General features: G+C 67.1%; 31 protein-coding genes. 17 read left to right on the forward strand and 14 right to left on the reverse strand.

The annotated features are described in order from the left end of the window. Positions 1 to 262 precede the first annotated feature (262 nt). Genes DJ029_RS14970 through der form a run of 3 tightly spaced genes read left to right on the forward strand, consistent with a single transcriptional unit; the run spans position 263 to position 3,751 of the window. Positions 263 to 931 (forward strand): tetratricopeptide repeat protein, encoded by a 669-nt coding sequence (locus DJ029_RS14970; RefSeq protein ID WP_112323275.1) that lies wholly within the window; start codon positions 263 to 265, stop codon positions 929 to 931. 1 nt (position 932) lies between these two features. After that, complete coding sequence (locus tag DJ029_RS14975) at positions 933 to 2,240, forward strand: outer membrane protein assembly factor BamB family protein (RefSeq protein WP_112323276.1); 1,308 nt, start codon at positions 933 to 935, stop codon at positions 2,238 to 2,240. Positions 2,241 to 2,290: 50 nt separating this feature from the next. Further along, complete coding sequence (gene der, locus DJ029_RS14980) at positions 2,291 to 3,751, forward strand: ribosome biogenesis GTPase Der (protein ID WP_112323277.1); 1,461 nt, start codon at positions 2,291 to 2,293, stop codon at positions 3,749 to 3,751. Between the two features lie 115 nt (positions 3,752 to 3,866). Here der and DJ029_RS14985 read toward each other — a convergent pair whose 3' ends face one another. From DJ029_RS14985 to rpsF, 13 genes are all read right to left on the reverse strand, one after another. Continuing rightward, complete coding sequence (locus DJ029_RS14985; RefSeq protein ID WP_112323278.1) at positions 3,867 to 4,526, reverse strand: SDR family NAD(P)-dependent oxidoreductase; 660 nt, start codon at positions 4,524 to 4,526, stop codon at positions 3,867 to 3,869. Continuing rightward, positions 4,523 to 5,992 carry an amidophosphoribosyltransferase gene (gene purF / locus DJ029_RS14990; protein ID WP_112323373.1) on the reverse strand — a complete coding sequence of 490 codons (1,470 nt, stop codon included), beginning with the start codon at positions 5,990 to 5,992 and terminating at the stop codon, positions 4,523 to 4,525. The genes DJ029_RS14985 and purF overlap by 4 nt, the downstream gene beginning before the upstream one ends. A 115-nt stretch (positions 5,993 to 6,107) precedes the next feature. Beyond that, complete coding sequence (locus DJ029_RS14995; protein WP_112323279.1) at positions 6,108 to 6,737, reverse strand: CvpA family protein; 630 nt, start codon at positions 6,735 to 6,737, stop codon at positions 6,108 to 6,110. Continuing rightward, positions 6,738 to 8,120, reverse strand: a complete 1,383-nt coding sequence (gene radA, locus DJ029_RS15000; protein WP_112323280.1) for a DNA repair protein RadA — start codon at positions 8,118 to 8,120, stop codon at positions 6,738 to 6,740. 41 nt (positions 8,121 to 8,161) lie between these two features. Continuing rightward, the gene (locus tag DJ029_RS15005; RefSeq protein WP_112323281.1) at positions 8,162 to 8,479 is read right to left on the reverse strand and encodes a hypothetical protein; all 318 of its coding nucleotides are present in this window, start codon (positions 8,477 to 8,479) and stop codon (positions 8,162 to 8,164) included. Further along, a complete protein-coding gene (locus DJ029_RS15010; protein WP_112323282.1) occupies positions 8,476 to 8,931 on the reverse strand; it encodes a paraquat-inducible protein A in 456 nt (151 codons plus the stop codon). The genes DJ029_RS15005 and DJ029_RS15010 overlap by 4 nt, the downstream gene beginning before the upstream one ends. After that, positions 8,928 to 9,680, reverse strand: a complete 753-nt coding sequence (locus DJ029_RS15015) for an ABC transporter ATP-binding protein (protein ID WP_112323283.1) — start codon at positions 9,678 to 9,680, stop codon at positions 8,928 to 8,930. The genes DJ029_RS15010 and DJ029_RS15015 overlap by 4 nt, the downstream gene beginning before the upstream one ends. Beyond that, positions 9,677 to 10,471, reverse strand: a complete 795-nt coding sequence (locus DJ029_RS15020; RefSeq protein WP_112323284.1) for an MlaE family ABC transporter permease — start codon at positions 10,469 to 10,471, stop codon at positions 9,677 to 9,679. Before DJ029_RS15020 ends, DJ029_RS15015 begins: the two co-directional genes overlap by 4 nt. 24 nt (positions 10,472 to 10,495) lie before the next feature. Beyond that, positions 10,496 to 11,530, reverse strand: a complete 1,035-nt coding sequence (gene alr, locus DJ029_RS15025) for an alanine racemase (RefSeq protein WP_112323374.1) — start codon at positions 11,528 to 11,530, stop codon at positions 10,496 to 10,498. 65 nt (positions 11,531 to 11,595) lie between these two features. Beyond that, positions 11,596 to 13,071, reverse strand: coding sequence for a replicative DNA helicase (locus DJ029_RS15030; RefSeq protein ID WP_112323285.1), 1,476 nt, complete (start codon positions 13,069 to 13,071; stop codon positions 11,596 to 11,598). A gap of 212 nt (positions 13,072 to 13,283) precedes the next feature. Then, entirely contained in the window at positions 13,284 to 13,910 is a 627-nt protein-coding gene (gene rplI, locus DJ029_RS15035; protein ID WP_112323286.1) for a 50S ribosomal protein L9, read from the reverse strand. 11 nt (positions 13,911 to 13,921) lie between these two features. Further along, the gene (gene rpsR / locus DJ029_RS15040) at positions 13,922 to 14,149 is read right to left on the reverse strand and encodes a 30S ribosomal protein S18 (RefSeq protein WP_112323287.1); all 228 of its coding nucleotides are present in this window, start codon (positions 14,147 to 14,149) and stop codon (positions 13,922 to 13,924) included. Between the two features lie 15 nt (positions 14,150 to 14,164). Next, the gene (gene rpsF, locus DJ029_RS15045) at positions 14,165 to 14,554 is read right to left on the reverse strand and encodes a 30S ribosomal protein S6 (RefSeq protein WP_112323288.1); all 390 of its coding nucleotides are present in this window, start codon (positions 14,552 to 14,554) and stop codon (positions 14,165 to 14,167) included. Positions 14,555 to 14,812: 258 nt separating this feature from the next. Between rpsF and fabD the strand changes: the two genes are divergently transcribed. The 9 genes from fabD (at position 14,813) to DJ029_RS15095 (ending at position 23,386) form a co-directional block, all read left to right on the forward strand. Further along, positions 14,813 to 15,748 carry an ACP S-malonyltransferase gene (fabD, locus tag DJ029_RS15050; protein ID WP_112323375.1) on the forward strand — a complete coding sequence of 312 codons (936 nt, stop codon included), beginning with the start codon at positions 14,813 to 14,815 and terminating at the stop codon, positions 15,746 to 15,748. Further along, on the forward strand, positions 15,748 to 16,485 hold the full coding sequence (fabG, locus tag DJ029_RS15055) for a 3-oxoacyl-ACP reductase FabG (RefSeq protein ID WP_112323289.1): 738 nt from the start codon (positions 15,748 to 15,750) through the stop codon (positions 16,483 to 16,485). Before fabD ends, fabG begins: the two co-directional genes overlap by 1 nt. A 198-nt stretch (positions 16,486 to 16,683) precedes the next feature. Next, on the forward strand, positions 16,684 to 16,917 hold the full coding sequence (locus DJ029_RS15060; RefSeq protein ID WP_112323290.1) for an acyl carrier protein: 234 nt from the start codon (positions 16,684 to 16,686) through the stop codon (positions 16,915 to 16,917). Between the two features lie 190 nt (positions 16,918 to 17,107). Further along, entirely contained in the window at positions 17,108 to 18,364 is a 1,257-nt protein-coding gene (fabF, locus tag DJ029_RS15065) for a beta-ketoacyl-ACP synthase II (protein ID WP_112323291.1), read from the forward strand. Positions 18,365 to 18,383: 19 nt separating this feature from the next. Further along, the gene (gene mltG, locus DJ029_RS15070; protein WP_112323292.1) at positions 18,384 to 19,544 is read left to right on the forward strand and encodes an endolytic transglycosylase MltG; all 1,161 of its coding nucleotides are present in this window, start codon (positions 18,384 to 18,386) and stop codon (positions 19,542 to 19,544) included. A 430-nt stretch (positions 19,545 to 19,974) separates the two neighbouring features. Beyond that, a complete protein-coding gene (locus DJ029_RS15080) occupies positions 19,975 to 21,321 on the forward strand; it encodes a DNA-packaging protein (RefSeq protein WP_370445248.1) in 1,347 nt (448 codons plus the stop codon). A gap of 84 nt (positions 21,322 to 21,405) precedes the next feature. Further along, positions 21,406 to 22,584, forward strand: a complete 1,179-nt coding sequence (locus tag DJ029_RS15085; protein ID WP_112323377.1) for a phage portal protein — start codon at positions 21,406 to 21,408, stop codon at positions 22,582 to 22,584. Continuing rightward, on the forward strand, positions 22,581 to 22,826 hold the full coding sequence (locus DJ029_RS15090; RefSeq protein ID WP_112323294.1) for a GTA head formation protein, RCAP_rcc01685 family: 246 nt from the start codon (positions 22,581 to 22,583) through the stop codon (positions 22,824 to 22,826). Before DJ029_RS15085 ends, DJ029_RS15090 begins: the two co-directional genes overlap by 4 nt. Before the next feature lie 11 nt (positions 22,827 to 22,837). Beyond that, positions 22,838 to 23,386 (forward strand): HK97 family phage prohead protease, encoded by a 549-nt coding sequence (locus DJ029_RS15095; RefSeq protein ID WP_112323295.1) that lies wholly within the window; start codon positions 22,838 to 22,840, stop codon positions 23,384 to 23,386. Positions 23,387 to 23,400: 14 nt separating this feature from the next. Here DJ029_RS15095 and DJ029_RS22155 read toward each other — a convergent pair whose 3' ends face one another. Continuing rightward, positions 23,401 to 23,580, reverse strand: coding sequence for a hypothetical protein (locus tag DJ029_RS22155; RefSeq protein WP_232823100.1), 180 nt, complete (start codon positions 23,578 to 23,580; stop codon positions 23,401 to 23,403). 9 nt (positions 23,581 to 23,589) lie between these two features. Between DJ029_RS22155 and DJ029_RS15100 the strand changes: the two genes are divergently transcribed. The 5 genes from DJ029_RS15100 (at position 23,590) to DJ029_RS15120 (ending at position 26,355) form a co-directional block, all read left to right on the forward strand. Next, on the forward strand, positions 23,590 to 24,630 hold the full coding sequence (locus DJ029_RS15100; RefSeq protein WP_370445249.1) for a phage major capsid protein: 1,041 nt from the start codon (positions 23,590 to 23,592) through the stop codon (positions 24,628 to 24,630). Positions 24,631 to 24,706: 76 nt separating this feature from the next. Beyond that, positions 24,707 to 24,997: a phage fiber-tail adaptor protein gene (locus DJ029_RS15105; RefSeq protein WP_112323296.1), complete on the forward strand. Its 291-nt coding sequence runs from the start codon at positions 24,707 to 24,709 to the stop codon at positions 24,995 to 24,997. Positions 24,998 to 25,013: 16 nt separating this feature from the next. Beyond that, positions 25,014 to 25,604 (forward strand): head-tail connector protein, encoded by a 591-nt coding sequence (locus DJ029_RS15110; RefSeq protein WP_112323297.1) that lies wholly within the window; start codon positions 25,014 to 25,016, stop codon positions 25,602 to 25,604. Beyond that, positions 25,601 to 25,936: a head-tail adaptor protein gene (locus DJ029_RS15115; RefSeq protein ID WP_112323298.1), complete on the forward strand. Its 336-nt coding sequence runs from the start codon at positions 25,601 to 25,603 to the stop codon at positions 25,934 to 25,936. Before DJ029_RS15110 ends, DJ029_RS15115 begins: the two co-directional genes overlap by 4 nt. Then, positions 25,933 to 26,355 carry a DUF3168 domain-containing protein gene (locus DJ029_RS15120; protein ID WP_112323299.1) on the forward strand — a complete coding sequence of 141 codons (423 nt, stop codon included), beginning with the start codon at positions 25,933 to 25,935 and terminating at the stop codon, positions 26,353 to 26,355. Before DJ029_RS15115 ends, DJ029_RS15120 begins: the two co-directional genes overlap by 4 nt. Positions 26,356 to 26,360 lie beyond the last annotated feature (5 nt).

Here is a 26,360-nt window from a genome sequence, read left to right on the forward strand (position 1 = left end):
ATGTCGTGCCCGCGCCGGGGCTTTGTTCGCTACAAGATGTTACGCCTGCAATCCTGCGCCGGATGACCGGCGGGTCAGAAACCTTGCTGCAATGTAAGCGGTTATTACTTACGCATCAATCGTCGTGTCAATTCACAGTTGCGCTGGCGGCGGTCTGAACTGTTCAACGCCGCCCGATGGACACGCATCCGGGGCTTTCGGGTTGGCAATCGCGGCCCGGGCTGTTTAATGTCGCGCTCCAACGTACAAGAGGTTTTTTCCCGTGTCCCAGCCTGATTCCTTTCTTGATGAGGTCAGTGAAGAAGTGCGCCGCGACAGGATGGTGCAATTCTTCCGGCGCAACGCGATCTGGATCGCGCTTGGCGTGCTCGTGATCGTCGGCGGCGCTGCCTTCCTGGAATGGCAGAAGGCCAGCCAGCGCGCCGCGGCCGAGGCGCGCGGCGATGCGATCTGGGGCGCCTTCCAGCAGGAGGACGCGGCCGCGCGCGCCGCCGCGCTGGAATCAGTGGAACTGGTCGGGGCGGATGGCGATGCGCTGGCCAAGCTGCAACTGGCGGCGGCGCACCTGGACGCGGACGACCGGGATGCCGCCGTGGCGGCGCTGACCGCGGTGGCGGTGAACGGGGATGTCTCCGAGCCGCTGCGTGACGTGGCGCGGCTGAAGCTGGCCGGTGCGGCGCGCGACATGGACAGCGCCGAGCGCCTGGACGTGCTTGAGCCGATGCTGGTCGAGGGGCACGCGATGCGCGGCCTCGCGCTGGAGCTGCGCGCGATGATCCGGCTTGGCGACGGGGACCGCGCCGCCGCGATCGAGGATCTGAACGCCATCGGCAACGACGCCCGCGCCCCCGCGCAGCTGCGCGACCGCGCGGAACAGATGCTGGTCATTCTGGGCGCCGGGGACACCACGACGACGACAACGGACGGCTGACATGAAATTCCGGCACGCCTGCCTTCTTCTGACCCTTGGTTTTCTTGCCGCCTGCGCGGAGCGGGAGCTGATCCTGCCCGGCGAGCGGGAGGATGTCCGCCCCCCCGCGGAGCCGGCGTTGCTGGCCAACCCGGACGCGCGTGCGCCCGGGCTGCGGCTGCCGCCGAGCCGGCTGAACGCGGAGTGGACCCATCTGAACGGCTCGATCGGGCATTTGCAGACGCCCGTCCAGCTTGGCGCGGACCTGTCGCAGGCCTGGGTGGCCGAGGTCGGAAACGGCGGCGGGCGGCGTGAGCGGATGACATCCTCGCCCATCATCGCGGGGGGCGTGGTCTACACGCTCGACGCGGCGGCGACGGTGACGGCGGTTGCGCAATCCAGTGGCCAGGTCCTGTGGCGCGCCGAGCTGACGCCCACGGGCGAACAGCCGACCGAGGGGTTCGGCGGCGGGTTGGCGTTCGACAAGGGTATCCTCGCCGTGACCACGGGCTTCGGAGAGATCCTGCGCCTCGACCCGGCCAATGGCGGGATCGTCTGGCGCACGAAGCTTGAGGGCGCGGTGCGCGCGGCCCCGACGCTGAGCGACGGGCGCGCGGTGGTCGTGGCGCGGGGCGACCTGGCCTATGGCATCGACCTGGCAGACGGCGCCATCGCCTGGCGTCTTGAGGGCGTGGGCACCGGCGCAGGCTCGCTCGGTGGGGCAAGCCCGGCGGTGCGCGGGCCGGTGGCGATCATTCCCTTCGTGACCGGCGAAGTGCGCGCGGTGCTGGTGCGCAACGGGATCAGCGTCTGGTCGGCCTATGTCACGGGGGGGCGTTCGGATCTTGTCCGCTCGACGATCCGCGATATCTCGGGCGATCCGGTGATCGATTTCGATATCGTCTACGTCTCCAACCAGGCCGGGCAACTCGTCGCGCTGGACCGGCGCTCGGGTGAGCGGCTATGGACCGCTGGCGAAGGCTCCTACGGGCCGGCGGTTCCGGTCGGCGGCTCGGTCTTCGTGCTTTCCGACGCGGCGGAACTGGTGCGGCTCGACGCCTCCAGCGGGGCGGTGATCTGGCGCCAGCCGTTGCAGGAATGGGAACGCCCCGAAAAGCGCCGCCGAGCGGTTCCGCACTTCGGCCCGCTGCTGGCGGGGGGGCGGCTGGTGGTTGCCTCGGGCGATGGATTGATCCGCAGTTTCGACCCGGTGGACGGGCGATTGCTGGACGCGGTGGAACTGCCCGCCCCGGCCGCATCGCATCCGGCGATTGCAAGCGGCACGCTTTTCGTGCAAACGCGCGACGGGCGGCTGGCCGCCTACCGTTAACCCGGCGCGGGGCGCCCAAGTGCGCGCCCCAGCCAAGCGAGGCCATAGGCATGACTTTCACTGTAGCGATCATCGGCCGGCCCAACGTCGGCAAGTCGACGCTGTTCAACCGGCTGGTCGGCAAGAAGCTGGCCCTGGTCGACGATCAGCCCGGCGTCACCCGCGACCTGCGGGAAGGGGCCGCGCGGCTGGCGGACCTGCGCTTCAAGGTGATCGACACCGCCGGGCTGGAGGATGCCACCGATGAAAGTCTGCAAGGGCGGATGCGCAAGCTGACAGAGCGCGCGATCGGCATGGCGGACGTCAGCTTGTTCATGTTCGACGCCCGCACCGGGATCACCGCGACCGACGCGGCGCTTGCCGATCTGCTGCGCAAGCGCGAGGCCCCGGTCATCCTGCTGGCCAACAAGGCGGAAGGCAACGCCGGGTCCAGCGGCGCGCTGGAGGGCTACAGCCTGGGGCTGGGCGATCCGGTGCAACTGAGCGCCGAACATGGCGAGGGGATGCACGACCTCTACCTGCGGCTGATGCCGCTGCTGGATGCGCATGAGCCGGTCGAGGCGGAGGGCGACATCGACGTGGATGTGGATGTCGACCTCGATACCGATGGCGAAGGGAACACCGGCGCCGGGCTGCGCCCGGGACGCCCGATCCAGATCGCGGTGGTGGGCCGCCCGAACGCGGGCAAGTCGACGCTGATCAACAAGATACTTGGCGAGGACCGCCTGCTGACCGGCCCGGAGGCCGGGATCACGCGGGATTCTATCAGCCTGGAAATCGACTGGGACGGGCAGCCGTTCCGGATCTTTGACACTGCCGGTATGCGCAAGAAGGCGCGGGTGCAGGAAAAGCTTGAGAAACTGTCCGTCTCGGACGGGCTCAGGGCGGTGAAGTTCGCCGAGGTGGTGGTGATCACGCTGGACGTGACCTCTCCGTTCGATCAGCAGGATCTGCGGCTTGCGGACTTGGCCGAGCGCGAGGGGCGCGCCGTGGTGGTCGCGGTCAACAAGTGGGATCTGGAGACCGACAAGTCGAACACGGCCCGCCGCCTGCGCGAAGATTTCGCGCGGTTGCTGCCACAGCTTTCCGGCGCGCCGCTGGTGCTGGTGTCCGGCCTGACGGGGCAGGGGCTGGACAAGCTGCGCGCGGCGATCCTTTCCGCCTACAAGGTGTGGAACGCGCGGATTCCGACGGCGCAGCTGAACCAGTGGCTGGCGGGCGAGGTGGCGGCGCATCCGCCCCCGGCCCCCGGCGGGCGGCGCATCAAGCTTCGCTACATGACCCAGGCAAAGACACGCCCGCCGGGCTTCGTCGTCTTCGCCTCGATCCCCGAGGCGGTGCCGACCGCCTACAAGCGCTTCCTCGTGAACGGGTTGCGGCGGGATTTCGACCTGCCGGGCACGCCGATCCGCCTGTTCCTGCGTGGCGGCAAGAACCCTTACGAGGGCAAGAAGGTCAAGCAGATGTCCGCCCTGGACAAGCACAAGAAGCCGCGGCGCGGGCCTGAGTAGGCCTTGCGCCCAGCTTCCATCATCCCGCGCGCGGGGCCAGTGGTGGCCTCCGGCGGGGATATTTGAAGACTTTGGAGGGTGGGGGCGCGTAAGGGGCCCCCGGCGCAGCCCGTGTTCAGGCGGTGATGCCGAGGGTGGTCAGAAGGCGCGCGGCTTCGGTTCCGGTATCGGCGAGGTCGTCGCGGTTTTCGCCGGGATAGAAGCGCGCCCGCAGCGCCGTGGGCATCGGGGCGGGGGTGTGGATCGTCACCTCGGGCCCGATGGTGCGGGTTTCCGCCGCCCAGCTTTCGAAAAGCGCGCGCCCGGCCGCCTTGCTGGCGCCATAGGCCGAGAACAGCGGCGCGCCGGCGCGATCATCGGCGATATAGACGGCGCGGCCTTTTTCGGCGGCTTTCAGTAGCGGGTCGCACATGGTGATGAGCCGCTGTGTCGCGCGGAAATTGGTGGCGATGGCACCGTCGAGGTCCTTCGCGGCGGTCATTTCCGCGGGCGCGCAGGGTGCGGCATGCGCGGCGGCGTGCACCAGCAGGTCCAGTTTTCCCCAACGATCGAAAATGGCGCGCGCCATGCGGGCGAGCCCGTCGTCATCCGTGATGTCGAGCGGCACGAGGGTGCAGGAGCCCGGCGTCGCGTCGATTGCATCGGCCAGATCCTCGAGCCCGCCGGAGGTGCGGGCGAGGGCGATGACATGGGCGCCGGTTTCGGCCAAGGCGAGAGCGGTGGCGTAGCCGAGGCCCCGCGAGGCCCCGGTGACAAGGTTGATCGCTTGGGTCATTCGGCGGCCTTCAGCTCGAAACCCTTGTCGATCATATCAGCGGGGCGCACGGGGTATTCGCCCGAGAAGCAGGCGTCGCAATATTGCGGCTGTTTGTCATCGCGGCCGGTTTCCTCGCCGCAGGCGCGGTAGAGACCGTCGAGCGAGACAAAGGCGAGGCTGTCCACGCCGAGGTGCTTGCGCATCTGGTCGGGCGACATGGTGGAGGCGAGCAGCTTGTCCCGCTCGGGCGTATCGACGCCGTAGAAACAGGGCCATTGCGTCGGCGGGCTTGCGATGCGGAAGTGCACCTCTTTCGCGCCAGCATCGATGATCATTTCCTTTATCTTCTGGCTGGTTGTGCCGCGCACCACGCTGTCGTCCACCAGTACGATCCGCTTGCCCTTGATCAGGGCGCGGTTGACGTTGAGCTTCAGGCGGACGCCCATGTTGCGGATGTGCTCGGCCGGCTCGATAAAGGTACGCCCGACGTATTGGTTGCGGATGATCCCCATGGCGTAGGGGATGCCGGATTCCTGGCTGAAGCCGATCGCCGCCGGGGTGCCGCTGTCGGGCACGGGGCAGACGAGATCCGCCTCGACCGGGGCCTCGAGCGCGAGCTCCACGCCGATCCGGCGGCGGGTTTCATAGACGGAGTGCCCGCCGATCACGCTGTCGGGGCGGGAGAAATACACATGCTCGAACACGCAGAAGCGGGGCTTGCGGCGCTGGAAGGGGAACACGGATTCGATGCCGGCCTCGGTGCAGATCACCATTTCGCCGGGCTCCACCTCACGCAGGAATTCCGCGCCGATGATGTCGAGGGCGCAGGTTTCCGACGCCAGGACCCAGCCGTCTCCGACGCGGCCCAGCATCAGCGGGCGCACGCCCAGGGGGTCGCGCACGCCGATCAACTTGGAGCGGGTCTGCGCGATGATGGAGAAGGCGCCTTCGACGCGGCGCAGCGCGTCCTTGATGCGTTCGGGGATGTTCTTCTGGATGGAACGCGCCATCAGGTGGATGATGCATTCCGTGTCGCTGGAACTCTGGAAGATGGAGCCACGCTCGATCAGCTCGCGGCGCAGCTGTTCGGCGTTGGTGATGTTGCCGTTGTGTGCGATGGCGCAACCGCCCATGGCGAATTCGGCGAACAGGGGCTGCACGTCGCGAATCTGCGTCTGCCCCTTGGAGCCGGAGGTGGAATAGCGCACGTGGCCGATCCCGAGGGTTCCGGGCAGGCCGGCCATCACGTCGGCCTTGGTGAAGTTGTCGCGCACGTAGCCGAAGCGGCGCACGCTGGCGAAGCCGACTTCGGGGGCGTAGGTGACGATGCCGCCCGCTTCCTGCCCGCGATGCTGGAGCGCATGCAGGCCGAGGGCGACGAACTGCGCGGCGTCGGTGACGCCGATCACGCCGAAGACGCCGCATTCCTCGCGCAGTTTGTCATCGTCAAAAGGATGGGCGGGGTTGGTGATTTCTTGGGGCATGTCGCTCCGCAGGCAATGGCCGCTGTCGCCCCGCATATAGGGCGTCGTCACCGGATTGTCACGCGGGGTTTGCCCGGTTTTCCGGGTATTTTCGGGCGCGGCCGGTTGAGTCGGGTTACTGGGTGTCGGTTGCCGCTTCTGGCGACGTTTCGGCTGCCTCGGGCGGCGTTTCGGCTTCCTGCACGGGCTCGCCCGAGCAGGGGCGGGTCAGGTCGGCGTAGCGCGCGGCGATCCAGGCGGGGGCATCCTCGGGCAGCGACTCGGCGATCTTTTCCTGGCTTTGGGCGAGGATTTCGACGGTGCGGCTGTCCTCGACCATCGGCATGCCTTCGCCGCCGGCGATCAGCCGGTCATAGACGATCAGCGCGACGATAATGAGCAGGACCCCGCGGGCAAGGCCGAACAGGAACCCGAGGCCACGATCAAGTGGGCCGAGGGCGGAGTTTTCCACCGCGCCCGAGATCAGCGGCGTGAAGATGGAAACGACGATCAGCGCGCCGATGAACACGATGCCGAAGGCGGCGATCATGGACAGTTCGCAATTGGTGCCGATGATGTCGCTGACGATGGGAATCTCGTTCATCAGCGGTTCGAGGTCGGGCGCCCACACGAAGGCGGCGACCGCGGCCACGACCCAGCCGACAATCGAAAGAACCTCGCGCACGAAGCCGCGCGAATAGGCCAGGAGTGCGGACACCACCAGCACGAAAAGGACACCGCCATCGACGAGCGTGAAGCCTTCCATCTAACCCTCTTCCTCCAATTGCCGGTCCTCTATGGCACCAAAAACATCGTCAATAAACCCCTTAAGGGCGGCGGACTGCTGGATGGAAAGGGGCGTGTTGTCCAAAGGCTTCAGTGACTTCGGGATATGGGCCGCGCCAAAGCCGAGCTTTGCCGCCTCGCGCAGGCGGCTTTCGGTCTGGGTGACGGGACGCAGCTCTCCGGTCAGGCTGATCTCTCCGAAAACGACAGTGTCGCCGGGCAGGGGCTTGTCGAAGCGCGCGGACAACAGGGCGGCTGCAACGGCAAGGTCGGCAGCGGGCTCGCCGATACGCAGGCCGCCGGCGACGTTGAGATAAACGTCGAACCCCGCGAAGGCGATGCCGCAGCGCGCCTCGAGCACGGCGAGGATCATGGCAAGCCGTCCCCCGTCCCAGCCCACGACCGAGCGGCGCGGCGTGGCCAGCGGCGAGGGGGCGACCAGCGCCTGGATTTCGACCAGGACGGGCCGTGTGCCCTCGATCCCGGCGAAAACGGCGGTTCCCGGGGTGCGGTTCGCCCGATCGCCAAGGAACAGGGCCGAGGGATTGGGCACCTCGGCAAGGCCCGCGCCGGTCATCTCGAACACGCCGATCTCATCCGCGGGGCCGAAGCGGTTCTTCACCGCGCGCAGGATCCGGAACTGGTGGCCGCGCTCACCCTCGAAGTAGAGGACGGTGTCGACCATGTGCTCGACCACGCGGGGGCCGGCGATCTGGCCGTCCTTGGTTACGTGGCCGACAAGGATGACGCTGACGCCGCGCCGCTTGGCGAAGCTGGTCAGGTCATGGGCGGCGGCGCGCACCTGGCTGACGGAGCCGGGGGCGGCGCCGATCTGGTCGGACCACATGGTCTGAATCGAATCGATGATGGCCAGCGCGGGGCGCGTCTTGTCCAGCGTCGCGATGATATCGCGCAGGTTGGTTTCTGCGGCAAGTTGCAGCGGCGCGTCCGACAGGCCGAGCCGCGCGGCGCGCATGCGCACCTGCGCCGCCGCCTCCTCGCCGGTGATGTAGATGACGTCCTCGCCGAGGCGGGCGAAATCTGCCGCCGCCTGCAACAGAAGGGTCGATTTGCCGATTCCGGGGTCGCCCCCCACCAGGATCGCCGAGGCGGGGACGAGGCCGCCGCCGAGCACCCGGTTCAGTTCCGAGATGCCGCTGGACGTGCGGGTCAGGGGCGCGTCGGTCGCATCGAGCGTGGTCAGCTTCACGGAGGTGCCGCCAGCGGTAGGGCGAGGGCCCGTGGTCAGCACGGCTTCTTCGGAAATAGTGTTCCATTCACCGCAGTCGTCGCAGCGCCCGGCCCATTTCTTGTGAACCGTGCCGCAGACAGAGCAGATGAAGCGAGAGGAGGGTTTTGCCATGCCACAGCGATACGGCAGAGCGGGGGCGAAGGAAAGACCGCTCAGCCCCCGAACGGCAGGCCGAGCGCCACGACCAGGCCAAAGCCGCTTTGCACCAGCGGCAGCAACCGGTTCCAGCGCGATTCGAGTACGAAGGCGAACAGCCCCGCCAGCACGCACAGCCCGCCGGTCAGCCGCGCCAGCACCCAGAGCTCACTGGACAGGCAAGCCATGATGGCGATGGTCAGCCCCGCCGCCAGCAGGTGCGCGAGGCGCAGCCGGCCTGCTTGGCGGAACGCCTGCACGGCGGAAAAAAGCGTGGCGGCGAAGATCAGCGCCGCTACGATGATCCCTAGGAACAGGGTCACCACCTGCGTCATCGCGCGGGGCCCTTCGAAAGGTGTGTGACGAAGATGGAGACCAACACGCAAGCGGTGAAGAACCACAGCCCCCAGGCCGGTTCCACCCGGCCCACGCCGACGTCCTTGGCCAGCAGGATGTAGACCGCCACAAGGAAGACATCCGCCATGGCGAGTTTCGACAGGATGCCCAGCAGCGGCAGCGCCCGGGGCTTCAGCGCGCCCCAGTGGATCAGCGCCAGCAGCGCGGTTTTTAGGAGCGGCGCGATCATCGCGAAGAAGGCGACCAGAAGGGCGAGGGCGAGGTCCTCCTCCCACAGGGCCTGGATGCCGGTGATGACGGAAATCTCGTCCAGGTCGAAGAACGGCAGCAGCCCCGCGCGCGCCAGCGGCGCGAACCAGGCGAGGGGGAACAGGACCAGGAGCGACAGGTTCAAGAGCCGCAGCGCCAGCTCTCGGCGGGCGGGCGTCATCTGACCGCCTCGATCGGGCCGGTGGCGCTGCCGGTGATGAACTGGTCGAGGTAGGGATCGCCCGAGGTTTCGAGCCGGTCGATCGGGCCGGTCCATTGCACGATGCCGTCGTGGATCATGGCGACCTTGTCGGCGATGGCGCGCACGGAGCTCATGTCGTGGGTGATGGTGATGGCGGTCGCGCCCATCTCCACCACGATTTCGCGCACCAGCTCGTTGATGACGCCGGCCATGATCGGGTCCAGCCCGGTGGTGGGTTCATCGAAGAAGATGATCTGCGGATCGGCGGCGATGGCGCGGGCCAGTCCGACGCGCTTCTGCATGCCGCCCGAAAGCTCCGCCGGGAAAAGGTCGGCGGTTTCCGCGCTGAGCCCGACGCGGCGCAGCTTTTCAATCGCCACGTCGCGCGCCTCGCGTTTGGACAGGCGGTCACGCCCGCGCAACAGGCGAAAAGCGACGTTCTGCCAGACGTGCAGGCTGTCGAACAGCGCGCCGCCCTGGAACAGCATGCCGAACTGGGACAGGAACGCCTCGCGGTCGCGCCCGATGCGCTTGTCGTCGACCTCGATCGTGCCGCTGTCGGGGGGGATCAGGCCGAGGATGCATTTCAGCATGACAGACTTGCCGGTGCCCGAGCCGCCGATGATCACCATGCTCTCGCCCTTGGGCACATCCAGGGTGATGTCGCGCAGCACCGGCTTCGTGCCGAAGGATTTCGCGACATGGGAGAGGCGGATCTTCGGGGTCATGCGGAAAAGAAGACCTCCGTCAGCAGGTAGTTGGTGGCGAGGATCAGGATCGAGGCGGTGACGACCGCGTTGGTCGTGGCCTGGCCCACGCCCTGCGCGCCGCGCCCGGAGTTGTAGCCGTGATAGCACCCCATCAGCGCCACGATGAAGCCGAAGGCCGCCGCCTTGACGAGGCCCGAGATCACGTCGCCCGCCTCGAGGAAATCGACGGTGTTGTGGATATAGGCCGCGCTGGAAAACTCCAGCCGTCCTACGCCGACGAGGTAGCCGCCGAATATGCCGATGATGTCGCCGACGGCCACCAGCAGCGGCAGCGACAGGGTCGCGGCTAGCACGCGCGGCACGACAAGGTACTTGAACGGGTTGGTGGAGAGGGTGGTCAGCGCGTCGATCTGCTCGGTCACGCGCATGGTGCCGATTTCCGCCGCGATGGAGGCGGAGACGCGCCCCGCCACCATCAGCCCGCCGAGCACGGGGCCAAGCTCACGCACCATGCCGATGGCGACGATGGAGGGCACGACCGATTCCGCGTTGAAGCGAGCGCCGCCCGAATAGATCTGCAGCGCCAGCGCACCGCCGGTGAACAGGGCTGTCAGCCCCACCACGGGCAGCGAGAAATAGCCGATGCGCAGCAACTGGATGCCCAGCTCCCTCGGGTAGAATGGCGGGCGCAGGATGTGGCTGATGGTGATCGCGCCGAACATGACGAGGTGGCCGACCGCGCCGCACAGCGCGAGGACCGATCGCCCGATGGAGGCCAGGAAATCGTCGATCAGGCGGAGAAGGACCATGACAGCTTTCACGAAGGGGCGGCGTCAGCCCGCTATGTAGACGCGTTCGTAGCGCGCGCCAAGGGAGGTGAGGATTTCGTACCCGATGGTGCCGGCCGCGTCGGCAAGATCGTCGACGCCCTGGAGGTCATTCAACAGGAACAGGGAGTCCGGCGCAGTGGGAAGGTCGGTCACATCCGCCGCCAGCAGGTCCATGGAGATCCGCCCGATGGCAGGGCAGCGCCTGTCGCCCGCGAACAGGCTGACGCCGCCGCTCATCGCGCGGATCAGCCCGTCGGCATAGCCCACGGCCAGCGTCGCGACGCGGCTGTCGCGCTCGGCGACCCACGCAGCGCCGTAGCCCACGGATTCGCCCCGGCGGACGGTGCGGGTCTGGATCACTGGTATCTCAAGCTGCACGACCGGGCGGGCGGCGGTGAAGGGCGCGCCGCCGAATAGGCCGACGCCGGGGCGGGTCATGTCGAAATGATACGAAGGCCCAAGCAGCGCGCCCCCCGTCGCGGCCAGCGAGCGCGGGATGCCGGGCAGTCCGGCGGTCATCTGCTCGAACGCGCTGCGTTGCGCGGCATTCTGCGGATGCTCCGGCGCATCGGCGCAGGCGAGGTGGCTCATCACCAGCGACAGCTCCATCCCGGTGAGGTCGAGTGCGGCCAGGTCCTCTGCCTCAAGCCCGAGGCGGTTCATGCCGGAATCGAGTTGCAGCCCGCAGGGCGCGCCGGGGTGGGCGGCGCGATACGCTGCCACCTGCTCGGGGCTGTTCAGCAAGGGGCGCAGCCCGGCTTGTTTCACGGCGGGTCCGGCCCCGGGCATGTAGCCGGAAAAGACATATATCACGGGGGCTTGGCCGATGACGCTGCGCAGAGCAACCGCCTCGTCCAGGGTGGCGACGAAGAAGGTGCGCGCCCCAGCCGTTGCCAGCGCCCGTGCTACCGGTGCGATGCCAAGGCCGTAGGCGTCGGCCTTAACGACGGCGCCGGTCTCGACCGAGCCGAGGCGGTTGAGCGCCGTCCAGTTCGCGGCGATGGCGCCGAGGTCTATGGTCAGGGTCGGGCGTAGCATGAAGCGCAGGTTGCCGGTTTCAGCGCCCCGTGCAAGCGGCATCTGCCCTTGCACGGGAAATGCGCTTAAAATTCGTCCGCGCCGCTCTGGTAGGCTTTGGCGAGGTTGGAGAAGCGCGTGAAGCGCCCCTCAAACGCCAGTTCGACCGTGCCGATGGGGCCGTGACGCTGCTTGCCGATGATGACCTCGGCCTTGCCGTGCAGGCGGCCCATTTCCTCCTGCCAGGCCATCATGGCCTCCACGTCATGCTCGCCGGGTTTTTCGCGTTCCTTGTAGTATTCCTCGCGGAACACGAACATCACCACGTCGGCGTCCTGCTCGATCGAGCCGGATTCACGCAAGTCGGACAGCTGCGGGCGCTTGTCCTCGCGCGATTCGACCTGGCGCGACAGCTGCGACAGGGCGATCACGGGGACGTTCAGCTCCTTCGCGATGGCTTTCAAACCCTGGGTAATCTCGCTGACCTCGTTCACCCGGCTGTCCTTGGCCGATGCGGGGCGCACGAGCTGAAGGTAGTCCACGATCACCACGTCGAGCCCGTGCTGGCGCTTCAGGCGGCGGGCGCGGGCGGCAAGCTGGCTGATCGGCAGGGCGGGGGTGTCATCGATGAAAAGCGGGCAGGCCTCCAGCGACTTGGCGGCTTCCACGAAACGGCGGAACTCCTCCTCCGTCATGTCGCCGCGGCGGATCTGCTCGGACGGCACCTCGGCCGCTTCTGACAGGATCCTCGCGGCGAGCTGCTCGGCCGACATTTCCAGGCTGTAGAAGCCGATCACGCCGCCGTTCACCGTGCCGTCGGACCCGTCGGGGCGCTTGCCCTTGCGATAGGCCTTGGCAATGTTGAAGGCGATGTTGGTCGCGAGCGACGTCTTCCCCATGGAGGGGCGACCGGCGAGGATCAGCAAATCCGAGGGGTGCAGACCGCCCAGCTTCTTGTCGAGGTCGGCCAGCCCGGTGGACACCCCGGCAAGGCCCCCATCGCGCTGATAGGCGGCGTTCGCTACGTTAACCGCGTCGGTTACTGCCTTGAGAAAGCTTTGAAAGCCGGAATCGACGCTGCCTTGCTCCCCGAGCATGTAGAGCTGTTGCTCCGCCTCCACGATCTGTTCGCGGGGTTCGCTGTCGGGGGTGACGGTCGCGGCCTTCAGCGCGATTTCCTCGCCGATCTCCATCAGGCTGCGGCGCACCGCGAGGTCATAGATCAGCTGCGCGTAGTCGCGCGCCGCGAAGATCGAGATCGCCGCCCCCGCAAGCCGGGCGAGGTAGGCCGGCCCGCCCAGTTCCGCGAGGCCAGGATCATCCTCCATGAAGGCCTTCAGCGTCACCGGGGAGGCGAGCGCGTTCTTCTGGATCCGCGCGGCGGCGATCTGGAAGATTCGCGCATGCACGGGGTCATAGAAGTGCGACTCGCCAACCACCGAGGCGATCCGGTCATAGACCTCGTTGTTCGTCAGGAGCGCGCCGAGAAGCGCCTGTTCTGCTTCGATATTGTGGGGATGAGCGCGGGTTTCCGCCTCGATGCCCGCGGTGCCGTCTGCCATTTTGCTGCTCGCTTTCTTGTCCCCGTCGGGGAATTGGTAGCATTATGCCACAGGACGAGGGGCATGTGAAAGACGGGGATAACGGGGAAAGCGGGGGAAGTACCGGATCTGGCTTGAAATTAATTTCCGCCTCCGGCGCGACGCCGCCGCGTCACGAAAAAGCCCGCGCAGGGGTGTGGCGCGGGCTCTGGGAACTTTGCTGAAAGCGGGGGTCAGCCGCGCTCGTCAGCCTCGTCGTCGGACTCACCGCCCGAAGTGACGATGGTGTCATCGTCGTCCAGGGCTGCGGCGCCGACTTCGTCAAACAGCTCGGCGATGTCGAACTCGGCTTCGGCGTCTGCCTCGGCCTGCAGGTCCTGGATCGACTTGCCGGAGGCCTGAAGCTCGGCTTCTTCCTGGCTGCGCGCGACATTGACCGCGATGTTCGCATCCACCTCGGGGTGCAGAACGACGGACAGGCCGTGGATGCCCAACTCCTTGATCGGCTTTTCAAGACGCACCTGCGCCTTGTCGACCGAGAAGCCCTCGGCGGTTGCGGCTTCGGCGATGTCACGGGGCGTGACGGAGCCGTAGAGCGCACCCGCGTCGGAGGCGGAGCGAATCACGACGAAGGTCTGATCGTTCAGACGCGCCGCCAGCGCTTCGGCTTCCTTCTTGGTCTCGAGGTTGCGCGCTTCAAGCTGCGCACGCTCTGCCTCGAACCGCTTCAGGTTGCCTTCGGTGGCGCGCAGCGCCTTGCCCTGGGGCAGAAGGTAGTTGCGGGCAAACCCCTGCTTGACGGAGACAACGTCCCCCATCTGGCCGAGTTTCGCCACGCGTTCGAGAAGTACGACGTCCATCTCAGCTCTCCTTAACGCACAGCATAGGGCAGAAGAGCGAGGAAACGGGCACGCTTGATCGCACGGGCCAGCTCACGCTGCTTCTTGGAGGATACGGCGGTGATCCGCGAGGGAACGATCTTGCCCCGCTCGGAGATGTACCGCTGCAGCAGTTTCACGTCCTTGTAGTCGATCTGCGGCGCGTTCTGGCCGGAGAAGGGGCAGGACTTGCGACGGCGGAAAAATGGTTTGGCTGCCATGATTTATGTCCTTCCTCAATCCCGACGGGGGCGGTCGCCCCGGTCACGGTCACCACGACCACCGCGGCGCTCGTCCTTGGCGGCTTTCGCCTGGAGCACGACCGAGGGGCCTTCTTCGTGGGCGTCGACCTTGATGGTCATGACGCGCATCACGTCGTCATGCAGACGCATCAGGCGCTCCATTTCCTGCACGGCAGGCGACGGGCTGTCGGACCGCAGGAAAGCATAGTGGCCCTTACGGTTCTTGTTGATCTTGTAGGCCATCGTCTTGAGGCCCCAGTATTCGTGATCCTTCACGGTGCCGCCGTTGTCGGTCAGCACCTGGCCGAAGTGCTCGATCAGCCCCTCGGCCTGCGCGTTGGACAGATCCTGCCGCGCAATGAAAACATGCTCGTAAAGAGCCATATGTCTCACCATTTTCCAGCACGCTTCACCATACGACATTAACTCTTCCCGTGTCGTATCCGAGAGGCGGTGCGTTCATCCGTTCCCGGGAAGAGAAGCGGCCTTATACGCCCTCGACCACCAATTGCAAGCCTGCGGGCCCGTTCCCCACTTTACTCCATCAAATACTCCCGCCGGAGGCTCCGGCGCTTGCCGGGGAAGCTGTGGGAGGATAGTCCTTGGCTCGCACGCCAAATGAGCGAAGAACAGGGGAACATCATGTCACGCGCATTCGTATTTCCGGGGCAAGGCGCCCAGACCATCGGCATGGGCCGTGAACTGGCCGGGTCCTATCCGGCTGCCAAAGAGGTGTTCGAAGAAGTCGACGCGGCGCTCGAACAGAAGCTCAGCACGTTGATATGGGAAGGCGATATCGAGACGCTGACCCTGACGGAGAACGCGCAGCCGGCGCTGATGGCGACCTCGATCGCCGCGATGCGCGCGCTGGAGGCTGAGGGCATCGCCGTTGACTCCGCTGCCTATGTCGCCGGGCACTCGCTCGGCGAGTATTCCGCGCTGTGCGCGGCGGGGGCGCTGACGCTGGCGGACACCGCGCGCCTCTTGCGCACCCGCGGGCGCGCGATGCAGGAGGCCGTTCCCGTGGGCGAGGGGGCGATGGCGGCGATCCTCGGGCTCGACCTTCAGGCGGTCAAGGCACTGGCGGCCGAGGCGGCGGAGGGCGAGTGTCTTGACGCGGCCAATGACAACGATCCCGGCCAGGTGGTGATCTCGGGCGCGAAGGCGGCGGTCGAGCGTGCGGCGGGCATGGCGAAGAGCCGTGGCGCCAAGCGCGCCCTGATGCTGCCGGTCAGCGCGCCGTTCCACAGCGCCCTGATGGCCCCGGCGGCGCGGGTGATGGCCGAGGCGCTCAGCCACGTCGATATCGAAGAGCCGAAGGTCCCGCTGGTGGCCAACGTATGCGCCCACGCGGTGACGGACCCGATGGTGATCCGCAACTACCTGCTGGACCAGGTGACCGGCGCCGTGCGCTGGCGTGAAAGCGTCCTTTACATGTCCGGCAAGGGCGTCATCGATTTCGTGGAAGTCGGCGCGGGCAAGGCGTTGATCGGCATGATCCGCAGGATTTCCCCCGAGGCACGGGTCCGGGCCGTCGGCGTTCCGGCCGATGTCACGGCCATGGCAGGAGCAGAATGATGTTTGACCTTACGGGCAGGACCGCGCTGATCACCGGCGCTTCGGGCGGAATCGGCGGCGCGATCGCGCGCGCGCTGCATGGCCAGGGCGCGACGGTTGCGCTTTCGGGCACGCGGGTGGACCCGTTGCAGGCGCTTGCGGACGAGCTGGGTGAGCGGGCCCACGTGCTGCCCTGCAACCTGTCCGACGCCGAGGCGGTGACGGCCCTGCCCAAGGACGCCGCCGCTGCCATGGGCGGGTTGGATATCCTGGTGAACAATGCCGGGCTGACGCGCGACAACCTGTTCATGCGCATGTCCGACGAGGAGTGGGACGCGGTGATCGACGTCAACCTGACCTCCACCTTCCGGCTTTGCCGTGGCGTGCTGCGCGGCATGATGAAGGCGCGCTGGGGGCGGATCGTGAATATCAGTTCGATCGTCGGCACCACGGGCAACCCGGGGCAGGGCAACTACGCCGCCTCAAAGGCGGGCATGGTGGGCATGTCCAAGTCGCTGGCGCAGGAAGTGGCCAGCCGTGGCGTGACGGTGAACTGCATTGCGCCCGGTTTCATCACCACGGCGATGACCGATGCGCTGAACGATGCCCAGAAGGAGAAGCTTCTTGGCGCGATCCCGGCGGGGCGGATGGGAACGGCGGATGAAATTGCCAGTGCGGCGGTGTATCTTGCATCCGATGAGGCGGCCTACGTGACCGGCCAGACGCTGCACGTCAACGGCGGCATGGCCATGATATGACGCGGTTTGGCCGCTAGCGTCACTTGTATGCATTAGCGTTTGCCATAACTTGAGAGTGTGCTATAGCGCCCCGGTAATTGCCGAGGGATTTCTGGCGCTGGAGCGACGCGACATTAGATGCGCCGCTTACGCGGGTGACCCGCAAGAAGAAACACAATGAAACCCGCGAAGTCGGGGCTGGAAGTATGAGGAGATACCATGAGCGACGTCGCAGAACGCGTGAAGAAGATCGTTGTCGAGCACCTGAGTGTGGAAGAGGACAAGGTAACCGAGAACGCCTCGTTCATCGATGACCTGGGTGCCGACAGCCTGGATACCGTTGAGCTTGTGATGGCCTTCGAGGAAGAGTTCGGGATCGAGATCCCCGACGATGCCGCTGAAACGATCCAGACGTTTGGCGACGCGGTGAAGTTCATCGACGGCGCTTCCTGATCACAGGCAGCTTTCGGACAAAAGGCACCCCGCTTCGGGGTGCCTTTTTTGTTGCGGGATGGCGTCCCGCCACAACGACAGGCCAGGGAATGCGGCGGCGAAAACCGCCCACCGCCTTGCCTGTTCGGCCTGCGGATCATATCAGTGACATCTGCGGTCAGGGTTAACCGGGAAACAAGAGGAATTGCGCATGAGAAGGGTAGTCGTAACGGGCCTGGGGCTGCTGACACCGCTTGGTTGCGGTGTCGAGGAAAGCTGGAAGAAGCTGGTGAGCGGCACGTCCGCCGGTGGCGCGATCACCCATTTCGACGCGAGCGCCCTTGCGACGACCTATGCCTGCCAGATCCCTTACGGGGACGGCACCAACGGCACATTCCGCCCCGAGGACTGGGTCGAGGGCAAAGACCTGCGCAAGATGGACAAGTTCATCCTCTACGGGATCGCCGCCGCCGAAATGGCCGTGAAGGACAGCGGCTGGGCCCCGACCGAGGAAGAGGATTTGCAGCGCACCGGCGTGATGATCGGCTCGGGCATCGGCGGGATCGAGACGATCGCCGAAACCGCGCTGACCCTTCGGGACCGCGGCCCGCGGCGCGTGTCGCCCTTCTTCATCCCCTCGGCGCTGATCAACCTGGCTTCGGGCCAGGTGTCGATCCGGCACGGCTTCAAGGGTCCGAACCATTCGGTCGTGACCGCCTGCGCCACCGGCGCACATGCGATCGGGGACGCGGCGCGCCTGATCATGCTGGACGATGCGGACGTGATGATCGCGGGCGGCGCGGAATCCGCGATCAACGAGATTGGCATCGCCGGGTTCAACGCCTGCAAGGCGCTGTCGACGAAATATGCCGACTCGCCCGAATCCGCCTCCCGCCCCTGGGACAAGGATCGCGACGGCTTCGTGATGGGCGAGGGCGCCGGCATCGTCGTGCTGGAGGAGCTTGAGCACGCCAAGGCGCGCGGCGCGACCATCTATGCCGAGGTGACGGGCTATGGCATGTCTGGCGACGCCTACCACCTGACCGCCCCCTCCGAGGATGGCGATGGCGGGTTCCGCGCGATGCAGGCCGCGCTGAAGCGCGCGGGCCTGAACGCGGGCGATATCGACTACGTCAATGCGCATGGCACCTCGACCATGGCGGACACGATCGAGCTTGGCGCCGTGACCCGCCTGATGGGCCCCGCGGCGGAAAAGCTGACGATGTCGTCCACCAAATCCTCCATCGGGCATCTTCTGGGGGCGGCGGGTGCGGTCGAGGCGGTGTTCTGCATCCTGGCGATGCGCGACCAGGTGGCGCCGCCGACGATCAACCTGGACAATCCGGCGGTGGAAACGGTTATCGACCTGGCCGCCAAGCAGGCGCGCGAGCGTAAGATCGACCACGTGATGTCGAACTCCTTCGGATTCGGCGGCACCAATGCCGCCCTCGTGCTGAGTCGTTTCTGAATTGGCCCGGGAGAAACGCATGAGCCGCCACCTGGCCGCGAACGGACTGACGTTCCTGATCGTGACGCTGGTCCTTGTCGCGGGTCTGTTGGAGTGGGGCCGCAGCCAGTTCAGCGCCCCCGGCCCCCTGACCGAGTCGACGGTGGTGGAGGTGCCTTCGGGCGCGAACCTGAACGAAGTCGCGGCGCTGCTGGCGGATGCGGGGGCGATCACCTCTCCTCTGGTGTTCCGGATCGGCGCGCGCTGGGGCGGCGAGGACGAGTCGCTGAAGCTCGGTTGCTACGATGTCCCGCCGGGCGCGTCGATGGCCGAGGTTCTTGACCTCGTCACCAACGGCAGCGCGGCGCAGGCCTGTTTCCAGGGAACCTTCGTGATCAACAACCGCGGCACGCGGGTGCGGGTCGTGGATGCGAAGACCCCCGGCGATACCACGCCGGTGGAGTTGGACGAAGGCGTCGAGGCGATCAATGCCCAGTTGCGTGAAAGCGGCGCGGTCAGCCTGCGGGTGTCCGTCGCCGAGGGCCTGACCGTGCGCGAGGTGCTGCTGGGGCTTCAGTCGATCCCGTTCCTTGACGGCGACATCGAGACTCCACCAGCGGAAGGCATGATGGCGCCCGACACCTACAACTTTTCCAACGGCGGGAATCGCGCCGCGCTGGTGGCGCAGATGGTCACCACCCAGGAGCGCCGCCTGGCCGCCGCCTGGGAAGAGCGCAATCCCGACGTGCCGCTGGAGTCCGCGGAAGAGCTGCTGACCCTCGCCTCCATCATCGAGAAGGAGACCGGCGTCGCGGCGGAGCGTGGCCTGGTGGCCGCGGTTTTCGTGAACCGGCTGAACCGGGGCATGCGCCTGCAGACCGATCCCACGATCATCTACGGCGTGACCCGCGGGCAAGAGGCGTTCGACCGCCCGATCCGGCGCAGCGACATCGACGGCGTGGCGGAACGCAACGCCCATGGCGCGGTGGAGTACAACACCTACCAGATCACTGGCCTGCCGCCGGGTCCGATCGCGAATCCCGGTCGCGCCTCGCTGATGGCGGCGGCGAATCCGGAGGAATCCTCCTACCTGTTCTTCGTCGCCAAGGGCGATGGCACGCGGGAGCACCTGTTCGCGGAAACCCTTGCCGAGCATGAGCGCAACGTGGCCGATTACCGGCGTTTGCAGTCGAACAACTAGGGACCGGCCGGCGGGCGCGCGTACAACCTGAAGTTTTATCTTGACTTTGCGTACGCCTCTAGGTATAACTCTGTCCAAGATAGCAGAAATGGGCGCGGGCCGGGTTTTACCCCGGCGCCGCGCCTTTTGTTTTCCACATCAGACCAAAGGTTCGTACCCTACATGACTGACCGGTTGCCTGTGGGTAATGCGGAGGCCGAGGCGCGTCTTGTTCAGGCGCGTCGGGTCTACGCAGAGATCTTTCGTGCTTTGCAGGCTTCCTTGGACAGGCTGCATGAAGAAGGGGAGACGGTCGCCGATGCACGGCACCGTCAGGATTTGTACCGGGCTCATCTGAAGCAACTTCAGTCGGTCTTTGAGATAGAGGGCTCCCTTGATACATTTGGATCCACAGCCGCGGGAAACCGCATCGACCTCGACGCTGCGCGGGCTGAAATCCGTGACAGACTTGCTCGGCTCCGCCAGCGCGGAGGAGGCGGAAGCGTTTCTGGCCTCGCTGAGTGACAACGCGCTGCTGGCGCTGCCGTTCCTGTTCGAGCACTGGGCCCATCGCGGCCACCAGCTGGCCCCCGAGGGGGACTGGCACACCTGGGTGGTGCTCGGCGGGCGCGGGGCGGGTAAGACGCGCACCGGGGCGGAATGGGTGCGCGCGCAGGTCGAAGGCGCGACACCCGAGGCGCCGGGCAAGGCGCGCCGGGTGGCGCTTCTGGGCGAAACCTATGACCAGGCGCGGGACGTCATGGTGATGGGTGATAGCGGCATCCTTGCCTGCTCGCCTCCCGATCGCCGCCCGGACTGGCAAGCGAGCAAGCGCCGGCTGGTCTGGCCGAATGGGGCGGAGGCGCAGGTGTTTTCCGCCCGCGACCCGGAAGCGCTGCGCGGCCCCCAGTTCGATGCGGCCTGGGCGGATGAGCTGGCCAAGTGGCCCAACGCGGAGGACGCCTGGGACATGCTGCAGTTCTGCCTGCGTCTGGGCGACGACCCGCGCGCCGTGGTGACGACGACGCCGCGCTCGGTGCCCTTGTTGCGCCAGTTGCTGGACGAGGCGGGGACGGTCAAGACCTCCGCCCCGACGGAGGCGAACCGGCTGTTCCTGGCCGAAAGCTTCCTTGAAAAGGTGACGAGCAAATACGGCGGCACCCGGCTGGGCCGGCAGGAGCTGGACGGCGAGCTGCTGACCGACACCGAGGGCGCGTTCTGGCGCATGGAGATGCTGGATGCCGCGCGCCTGAAGGCCGCCCCTCCGCTGGACCGGATCGTGGTGGCGATCGATCCGCCCGCGGGCAGCAAGGCGAGTTCGGACGCCTGCGGGATCGTGGTGGTCGGGGTCACTACGCAGGGGGCGCCGCAGGACTGGCGCGGCTACGTGATCGAGGATGCGACGATTTCCGCCGCGTCGCCCACCGAATGGGCGGATCGCGCGCTTCAGAAGATGCGGGAGTATAACGCCGACCGGTTGGTGGCCGAGGTCAACATGGGTGGTGATATGGTGACCTCCGTCATCCGCTCACGCGATGCGATGGTGCCGATCAGCACCAAGCGCGCGCATGTGGGCAAGGCCGCGCGCGCCGAGCCGGTGGCCGCGCTGTACGAGCAGGGCCGTGTACACCATGTCGGTGCGCACCCCGCGTTGGAAGACCAGATGACGCAGATCACCCGCGCGGGCTTTACCGGACAGGGCAGCCCGGACCGGCTGGATGCGCTGGTCTGGGCCCTGCACGACTTGATGATTGAACCGGCGGCGCATTTCGTTGCGCCGCGCGTGCGCGCGCTCTGAGCGCTGCGCCGGCCCCGTTCGGGGCCACCTTAGACCGGCGGTAGGGCCGGTCCCTCAGACCAGATTTCAGGAGCGATGGATCGCATGGTGTTCAAGCTGTTTCAGACGGCCCGCAGAGGCGTGGCCGAAGAGAAGGCCTCGGCCGTTGGCGCGGTGGTGGCGGTACATGGCGCGGGCCGTGCGGCCTGGTCGCCGCGCGATACGGTGTCGCTGACGCGCACTGGCTTCTTGCAGAACCCGGTGGGCTTTCGCTGCGTGAAGATGATCGCCGAGGCCGCCGCCGCGGTTCCGGTCGTGCTTCAGGACAGCCAGCGGCGCTACGACGTGCATCCCTTGCTGGGCCTGCTCGAGCGGCCCAACCCCGGCCAGGGCCGCGCCGCGCTGTTCGAGGCGCTGTTCGGCCAGTTGCTACTAAGCGGTGACGGCTACCTCGAAGCGGCGGGTGAGACGCTGGACGGTGGCCCGGCGGAGCTGCATGTGCTGCGCTCGGACCGCATGAAGGTGATCCCCGGCGTGGATGGCTGGCCGGTCGCCTATGAATACGCCGTGGGGGCGAAGAAACACCTGTTCAACATGCGCGAGGGGCTGCCCCCGGTCCTGCATGTGAAGAACTTCCACCCCCAGGACGACCACTACGGGCTGAGCGCGATGGCCGCGGCGGCGGTGTCCGTCGATGTGCACAACGCTGCGGCGCGCTGGTCCAAGGCGCTGCTGGACAACGCGGCGCGCCCCTCTGGCGCGATCGTCTACAAGGGCGCGGACGGGCAGGGACAGCTGGGCGCGGATCAGTACAGCCGATTGCGCGACGAGTTGGAGCTGAATCACCAGGGCGCGCGCAACGCGGGCCGCCCGATGTTGCTGGAAGGGGGGCTGGACTGGAAGCCCATGGGCTTCAGCCCCTCGGACATGGAGTTCCACAAGACGAAGGACGCCGCGGCGCGGGAAATCGCGCTGGCCTTCGGCGTGCCGCCGATGCTGATGGGGTTTCCGGGCGACAACACCTACGCCAACTACCAGGAAGCGAACCGCGCATTTTACCGCCTGACGGTGCTGCCGCTGGTGGGCAAGGTGCTGGCCGCGATCAACGGCTGGCTGCCGGATCGTTTCGGCCCTGAGCTGCGCCTTGGCGCGGACCTCGACGGGATCCCGGCGCTGGCGGCGGAGCGCGAGGCGCAGTGGCGGCGGATCTCGGACGCGGATTTCCTGAGCGCGGCGGAAAAGCGGAGCCTGCTGGGCTTGCCGCGCCTGGCGGACGACGCATGAGCGAGCGCACGACCCGGGTTGGCGGGTCCCGTTTCCTCTATGAGCCGTTCGATGCGAACACGGCCCGGATCGAGGCGCAGGAACAGGTCAACCTCGAGCGCTGGGGCTCACTGGAGCGGCGCCTGAGCCGCATCGAGGAGCTGCTCGACCGGGTCGAGCGGCGCATGTGGCTGGCCGTGACGGGAATGGCCGGCTTCCTGGCGGCGCAGGTCGCCTATTCCCTTTTGATGAACTCGCAATGATTGGACACCGCATGACGCGATTGCAGAGCTCGACGATGCTCGAGACGAAATACTGCGCGCTGGGTGAGGACCTGGCCCTGACGGATTGCGCGATCGAGGGCTATGCCAGCCTGTTCGGCGCCACCGACCAGGGCGGGGACATCGTGCAGCCCGGCGCCTATGCCACCAGCCTGAAGTCTCACCGGGGCGCGCGGCGCAACGTGAAGATGCTCTGGCAGCATGACCCCACGCGGCCCATCGGCGTCTGGGACGAAATCCGCGAGGACGCGCGCGGGCTGTACGTGAAGGGGCGCATCCTGTCCGAGGTGCAGGACGGCCGCGAGGCGCTGGCCCTGCTGGAGGCGGGGGCGATCGACGGGCTGTCAATCGGCTACCGCACGATCCGCGCGGAGAAGGCCGGCACGGGCCGCAAGCTGCTTGAAATTGATCTTTGGGAAGTATCGGTCGTGACGTTTCCGATGCTGCCCGAGGCGCGGGTGCAGGGGGCCGATGACGGCCACGACGCACTGGCGCAGGACCTGGCGGAGGCCTTCGCCGCCGCCAGGGCGATGCTGGCGTGACAGGCGCCTTTTATTCAACCGACATCAAAAAGGAACGCTTGATGCACGAGAAGGAAACCAGGGGCCGGGCCAGCGACAGTCTTTCGCCGCGCCTTGGCGCGGGCCATGAAGTCAAGACTGCGATGGCTGGATTTCTGAGTGATTTCAGTGATTTTCGCAACGACATTAAAACCCAACTCAAAGAACAGGATCACCGTTTGACCATGCTTGACCGCAAGACCATGACCGCACAGCGGCCCGTATTGTCCGCCACCGCGGAGGCGGATGTTCCGCACAAGAAAGCCTTCGGCGCCTACCTGCGCAGCGGCGACGACGACGGCCTGCGTCACCTGGAGATCGAGGGCAAGGCGCTGAACGCCTCGGTCTCGGCTGAAGGTGGGTACCTGGTCGATCCGCAGACCAGCTCGACCATTTCGGGGGTTCTGCGCGATGCCTCCTCGATCCGGGCGATCGCCAATGTGGTTGCGGTGGAGGCCACGGCCTATGACGTGCTGGTCGATCACAATGACTTCGAGCATGGCTGGGCGACCGAGGCGGCGACCGCCACGGAAACCGGCACGCCGCAGATCGAGCGCATCTCGATCCCGCTGCACGAGCTGTCGGCGCTTCCCAAGGCGTCCCAGCGGCTGCTGGACGACAGCGCCTTCGACGTGGAAAGCTGGCTGGCGACGCGCATCGGCGACAAGTTCGCCCGGGCCGAGGGCGGGGCGTTCATCACGGGCGACGGGATCGACAAGCCGACCGGGTTCCTCAGCTATGCGACGGTGGACAACGACAGCTGGACCTGGGGCGCGCTCGGCTACGTGGCGACGGGGGCCGCGGGCGACTTCTCGGCAACGGAGCCGGCCGATGCGGTGGTCGACCTGGTTTACTCGCTCGGCGCGCGCTACCGGGCCCATGCGAGCTTCGTGATGAACTCCAAGACCGCCGGTGCGGTGCGCAAGATGAAGGACGCGGACGGGCGTTTCCTGTGGTCCGACGGCCTGGCCGCGGGGGAACCGGCGCGCCTGATGGGCTACCCGGTGCTGATCGCCGAGGACATGCCCGACATCGCTGCGGACTCCACCGCCATCGCCTTTGGCGATTTCGGCGCGGGCTACACCATCGCGGAACGTCCGGACCTGCGCATCCTGCGCGACCCGTTCAGTGCCAAGCCGCATGTGCTGTTCTATGCCACCAAGCGGATCGGTGGCGACGTCAGCGACTTCGCCGCGATCAAGCTGCTGAAGTTCGCGGTCAGCTGATCCGACCCTGACCCATGAACCTGCGGGGCGCCCTGGAAACGGGGCGCCCTTTTTCGTCAGCACGAGGAGGACCGCGATGAGTGGCTACATCTTGAAACCGGAAGCCGTGGACGCCGTGGCGCAGATCGACTGGGCCGAAGGCTACCTGGAGCCGGGGGAATACGTGGATGCCGACCTCGGCTGGCAGGTGACGCCGGCCAGCGGGCCGGGCGACGCGCGGATCGTCGAGCAGTTCTTCGACAACGTGCATTCCGTTGCGCGGCTGAGCGGCGGCGTGCCGGGGCGGATCTACGTGGTGAGCGCCGGGGCGCGCACCAACACCGGGCGCGCGCTGGAACGCGCGCTGACGCTGCGCATCGCGGCCTGAGCAGGGGGAGCCTGACATGAACCTTGTTGAAACAAGCACCGTTGGCGCCGAACGCATCCCGGTGCGCGCCTTTGCCGATCACCTGATGCTGGGCAGCGGTTTCGAGGATGACGGCAGCCAGGACGCGCTGCTGGAAGGCTACCTGCGCGCCGCGATCTCGGCGGTGGAGGCACGCACGGGCAAGGTGCTGCTGTCCCGTGGCTTCACCTGGGACGTGACCCGCTGGTTCAGCCCCGAGCGGCAGGGACTGCCCGTCGGCCCGGTCAGCGCGCTGGAGGCGATCACGCTGGTGACCCGCGCGGGGGATGAAGTGCTGGTGAACCCCGCGCGCTATGGTCTGCGCAAGGACCTGTTCCGCCCCGAGATCACGGCGGACAGCCTTCCGTCGGTCCCCGTGGGCGGTATCGCGCGGATTGCCTTCACCGCCGGTTTTGGCCTGGACTGGCGCGACGTGCCCCCGGACCTGGCGCAGGCAGTGATGCTGCTGGCAGCCGGGAACTACGAGGCGCGCACGGCGGAGTCCGGAGCGCGCTCGTCCATGCCGTTCCAAGTGCTGGCGCTGATCGAACCCTACAAGACCGTGCGCCTGCTGGGAGACGTGCTGTGAGCGCGGGGCGGCGGCGCAAGCTGATCCTGGAGCAGCGGATCGAGGTTCCGGACGGCATGGGGGGCGTCAGCCACAGCTGGCAGGCGCTTGGGCAGTTGTGGGCCGACATGGCCCCGCGCCGGGGGCGCGAGGAACTGGTCGCGGAACGGGTAAGTGAGCGCGTACCCTGGACGATCTCGGTCCGGGGGGCGGCGGCGGGTAGCCCGCAGCGCCCGAAGCCCACGCAGCGGTTCCGGGACGGGACCCGGGTTTTCAACATCATAAGCGTGGCGGAGGCGGACCCGGCGGCGCGCTACCTGCTCTGCTCCGCGGAAGAAGGGGTGGCGGTATGACCTATGCGCTTTCGACGGCCTTGCAGGAGGCGGTGTTCACCGCGCTGACGGGCGATGCGGCGCTGATGGCGCTGGTGGGCCAGGATATCTATGACGCGCCCCCCCAGCTGGCCCCGGCGGATGTGCCCGAGCTGCACGTTACCCTGGGCGAGGAGCGTGTGCGCGACGGGTCCACCAAGACCAGCCGGGGCGCGGTGCATGATTTCAGCGTCACGGTTCATGCGCGCACCGAGGGGTTTTCCCGCCCCAAGGCGGCGGCCGCGGCGGTGTGCGAGGCGCTTCTGGATCGCGATCTGCCGATGGCGCGGGGGCACCTGGTGAACCTGCACATGATCGAGGCGCGCGCCGAACGCGGGGCGGCCAACGCGCCGCGCCGCGTGCGGCTGCGGTTCCGCGCCGTCCTGCAGGACAGCATTTAACTCAT

It is taken from the genome of Oceanibium sediminis (assembly GCF_003265325.1).
Taxonomy (GTDB): domain Bacteria; phylum Pseudomonadota; class Alphaproteobacteria; order Rhodobacterales; family Rhodobacteraceae; genus Halovulum; species Halovulum sediminis.

Coding starts and splice junctions, on each gene's coding strand:
- mltG (WP_112323292.1), top strand. CDS start 18,384: ATGAGCCGCCACCTGGCCGCGAACGGACTGACGTTCCTGATCGTGACG.
- radA (WP_112323280.1), bottom strand. CDS start 8,120: ATGGCAAAACCCTCCTCTCGCTTCATCTGCTCTGTCTGCGGCACGGTT.
- DJ029_RS15020 (WP_112323284.1), bottom strand. CDS start 10,471: ATGGTCCTTCTCCGCCTGATCGACGATTTCCTGGCCTCCATCGGGCGA.
- DJ029_RS15005 (WP_112323281.1), bottom strand. CDS start 8,479: ATGACGCAGGTGGTGACCCTGTTCCTAGGGATCATCGTAGCGGCGCTG.
- DJ029_RS15100 (WP_370445249.1), top strand. CDS start 23,590: ATGCTTGACCGCAAGACCATGACCGCACAGCGGCCCGTATTGTCCGCC.
- DJ029_RS14975 (WP_112323276.1), top strand. CDS start 933: ATGAAATTCCGGCACGCCTGCCTTCTTCTGACCCTTGGTTTTCTTGCC.
- fabD (WP_112323375.1), top strand. CDS start 14,813: ATGTCACGCGCATTCGTATTTCCGGGGCAAGGCGCCCAGACCATCGGC.
- DJ029_RS15010 (WP_112323282.1), bottom strand. CDS start 8,931: ATGACGCCCGCCCGCCGAGAGCTGGCGCTGCGGCTCTTGAACCTGTCG.
- rplI (WP_112323286.1), bottom strand. CDS start 13,910: ATGGACGTCGTACTTCTCGAACGCGTGGCGAAACTCGGCCAGATGGGG.
- DJ029_RS15090 (WP_112323294.1), top strand. CDS start 22,581: ATGAGCGAGCGCACGACCCGGGTTGGCGGGTCCCGTTTCCTCTATGAG.
- DJ029_RS15110 (WP_112323297.1), top strand. CDS start 25,014: ATGAACCTTGTTGAAACAAGCACCGTTGGCGCCGAACGCATCCCGGTG.
- DJ029_RS15105 (WP_112323296.1), top strand. CDS start 24,707: ATGAGTGGCTACATCTTGAAACCGGAAGCCGTGGACGCCGTGGCGCAG.
- rpsR (WP_112323287.1), bottom strand. CDS start 14,149: ATGGCAGCCAAACCATTTTTCCGCCGTCGCAAGTCCTGCCCCTTCTCC.
- DJ029_RS15060 (WP_112323290.1), top strand. CDS start 16,684: ATGAGCGACGTCGCAGAACGCGTGAAGAAGATCGTTGTCGAGCACCTG.
- der (WP_112323277.1), top strand. CDS start 2,291: ATGACTTTCACTGTAGCGATCATCGGCCGGCCCAACGTCGGCAAGTCG.
- alr (WP_112323374.1), bottom strand. CDS start 11,530: ATGCTACGCCCGACCCTGACCATAGACCTCGGCGCCATCGCCGCGAAC.
- DJ029_RS15015 (WP_112323283.1), bottom strand. CDS start 9,680: ATGACCCCGAAGATCCGCCTCTCCCATGTCGCGAAATCCTTCGGCACG.
- fabF (WP_112323291.1), top strand. CDS start 17,108: ATGAGAAGGGTAGTCGTAACGGGCCTGGGGCTGCTGACACCGCTTGGT.
- rpsF (WP_112323288.1), bottom strand. CDS start 14,554: ATGGCTCTTTACGAGCATGTTTTCATTGCGCGGCAGGATCTGTCCAAC.
- DJ029_RS15095 (WP_112323295.1), top strand. CDS start 22,838: ATGACGCGATTGCAGAGCTCGACGATGCTCGAGACGAAATACTGCGCG.
- DJ029_RS15030 (WP_112323285.1), bottom strand. CDS start 13,071: ATGGCAGACGGCACCGCGGGCATCGAGGCGGAAACCCGCGCTCATCCC.
- purF (WP_112323373.1), bottom strand. CDS start 5,992: ATGCCCCAAGAAATCACCAACCCCGCCCATCCTTTTGACGATGACAAA.
- DJ029_RS15120 (WP_112323299.1), top strand. CDS start 25,933: ATGACCTATGCGCTTTCGACGGCCTTGCAGGAGGCGGTGTTCACCGCG.
- DJ029_RS15085 (WP_112323377.1), top strand. CDS start 21,406: ATGGTGTTCAAGCTGTTTCAGACGGCCCGCAGAGGCGTGGCCGAAGAG.
- DJ029_RS14995 (WP_112323279.1), bottom strand. CDS start 6,737: ATGGAAGGCTTCACGCTCGTCGATGGCGGTGTCCTTTTCGTGCTGGTG.
- DJ029_RS14985 (WP_112323278.1), bottom strand. CDS start 4,526: ATGACCCAAGCGATCAACCTTGTCACCGGGGCCTCGCGGGGCCTCGGC.
- fabG (WP_112323289.1), top strand. CDS start 15,748: ATGTTTGACCTTACGGGCAGGACCGCGCTGATCACCGGCGCTTCGGGC.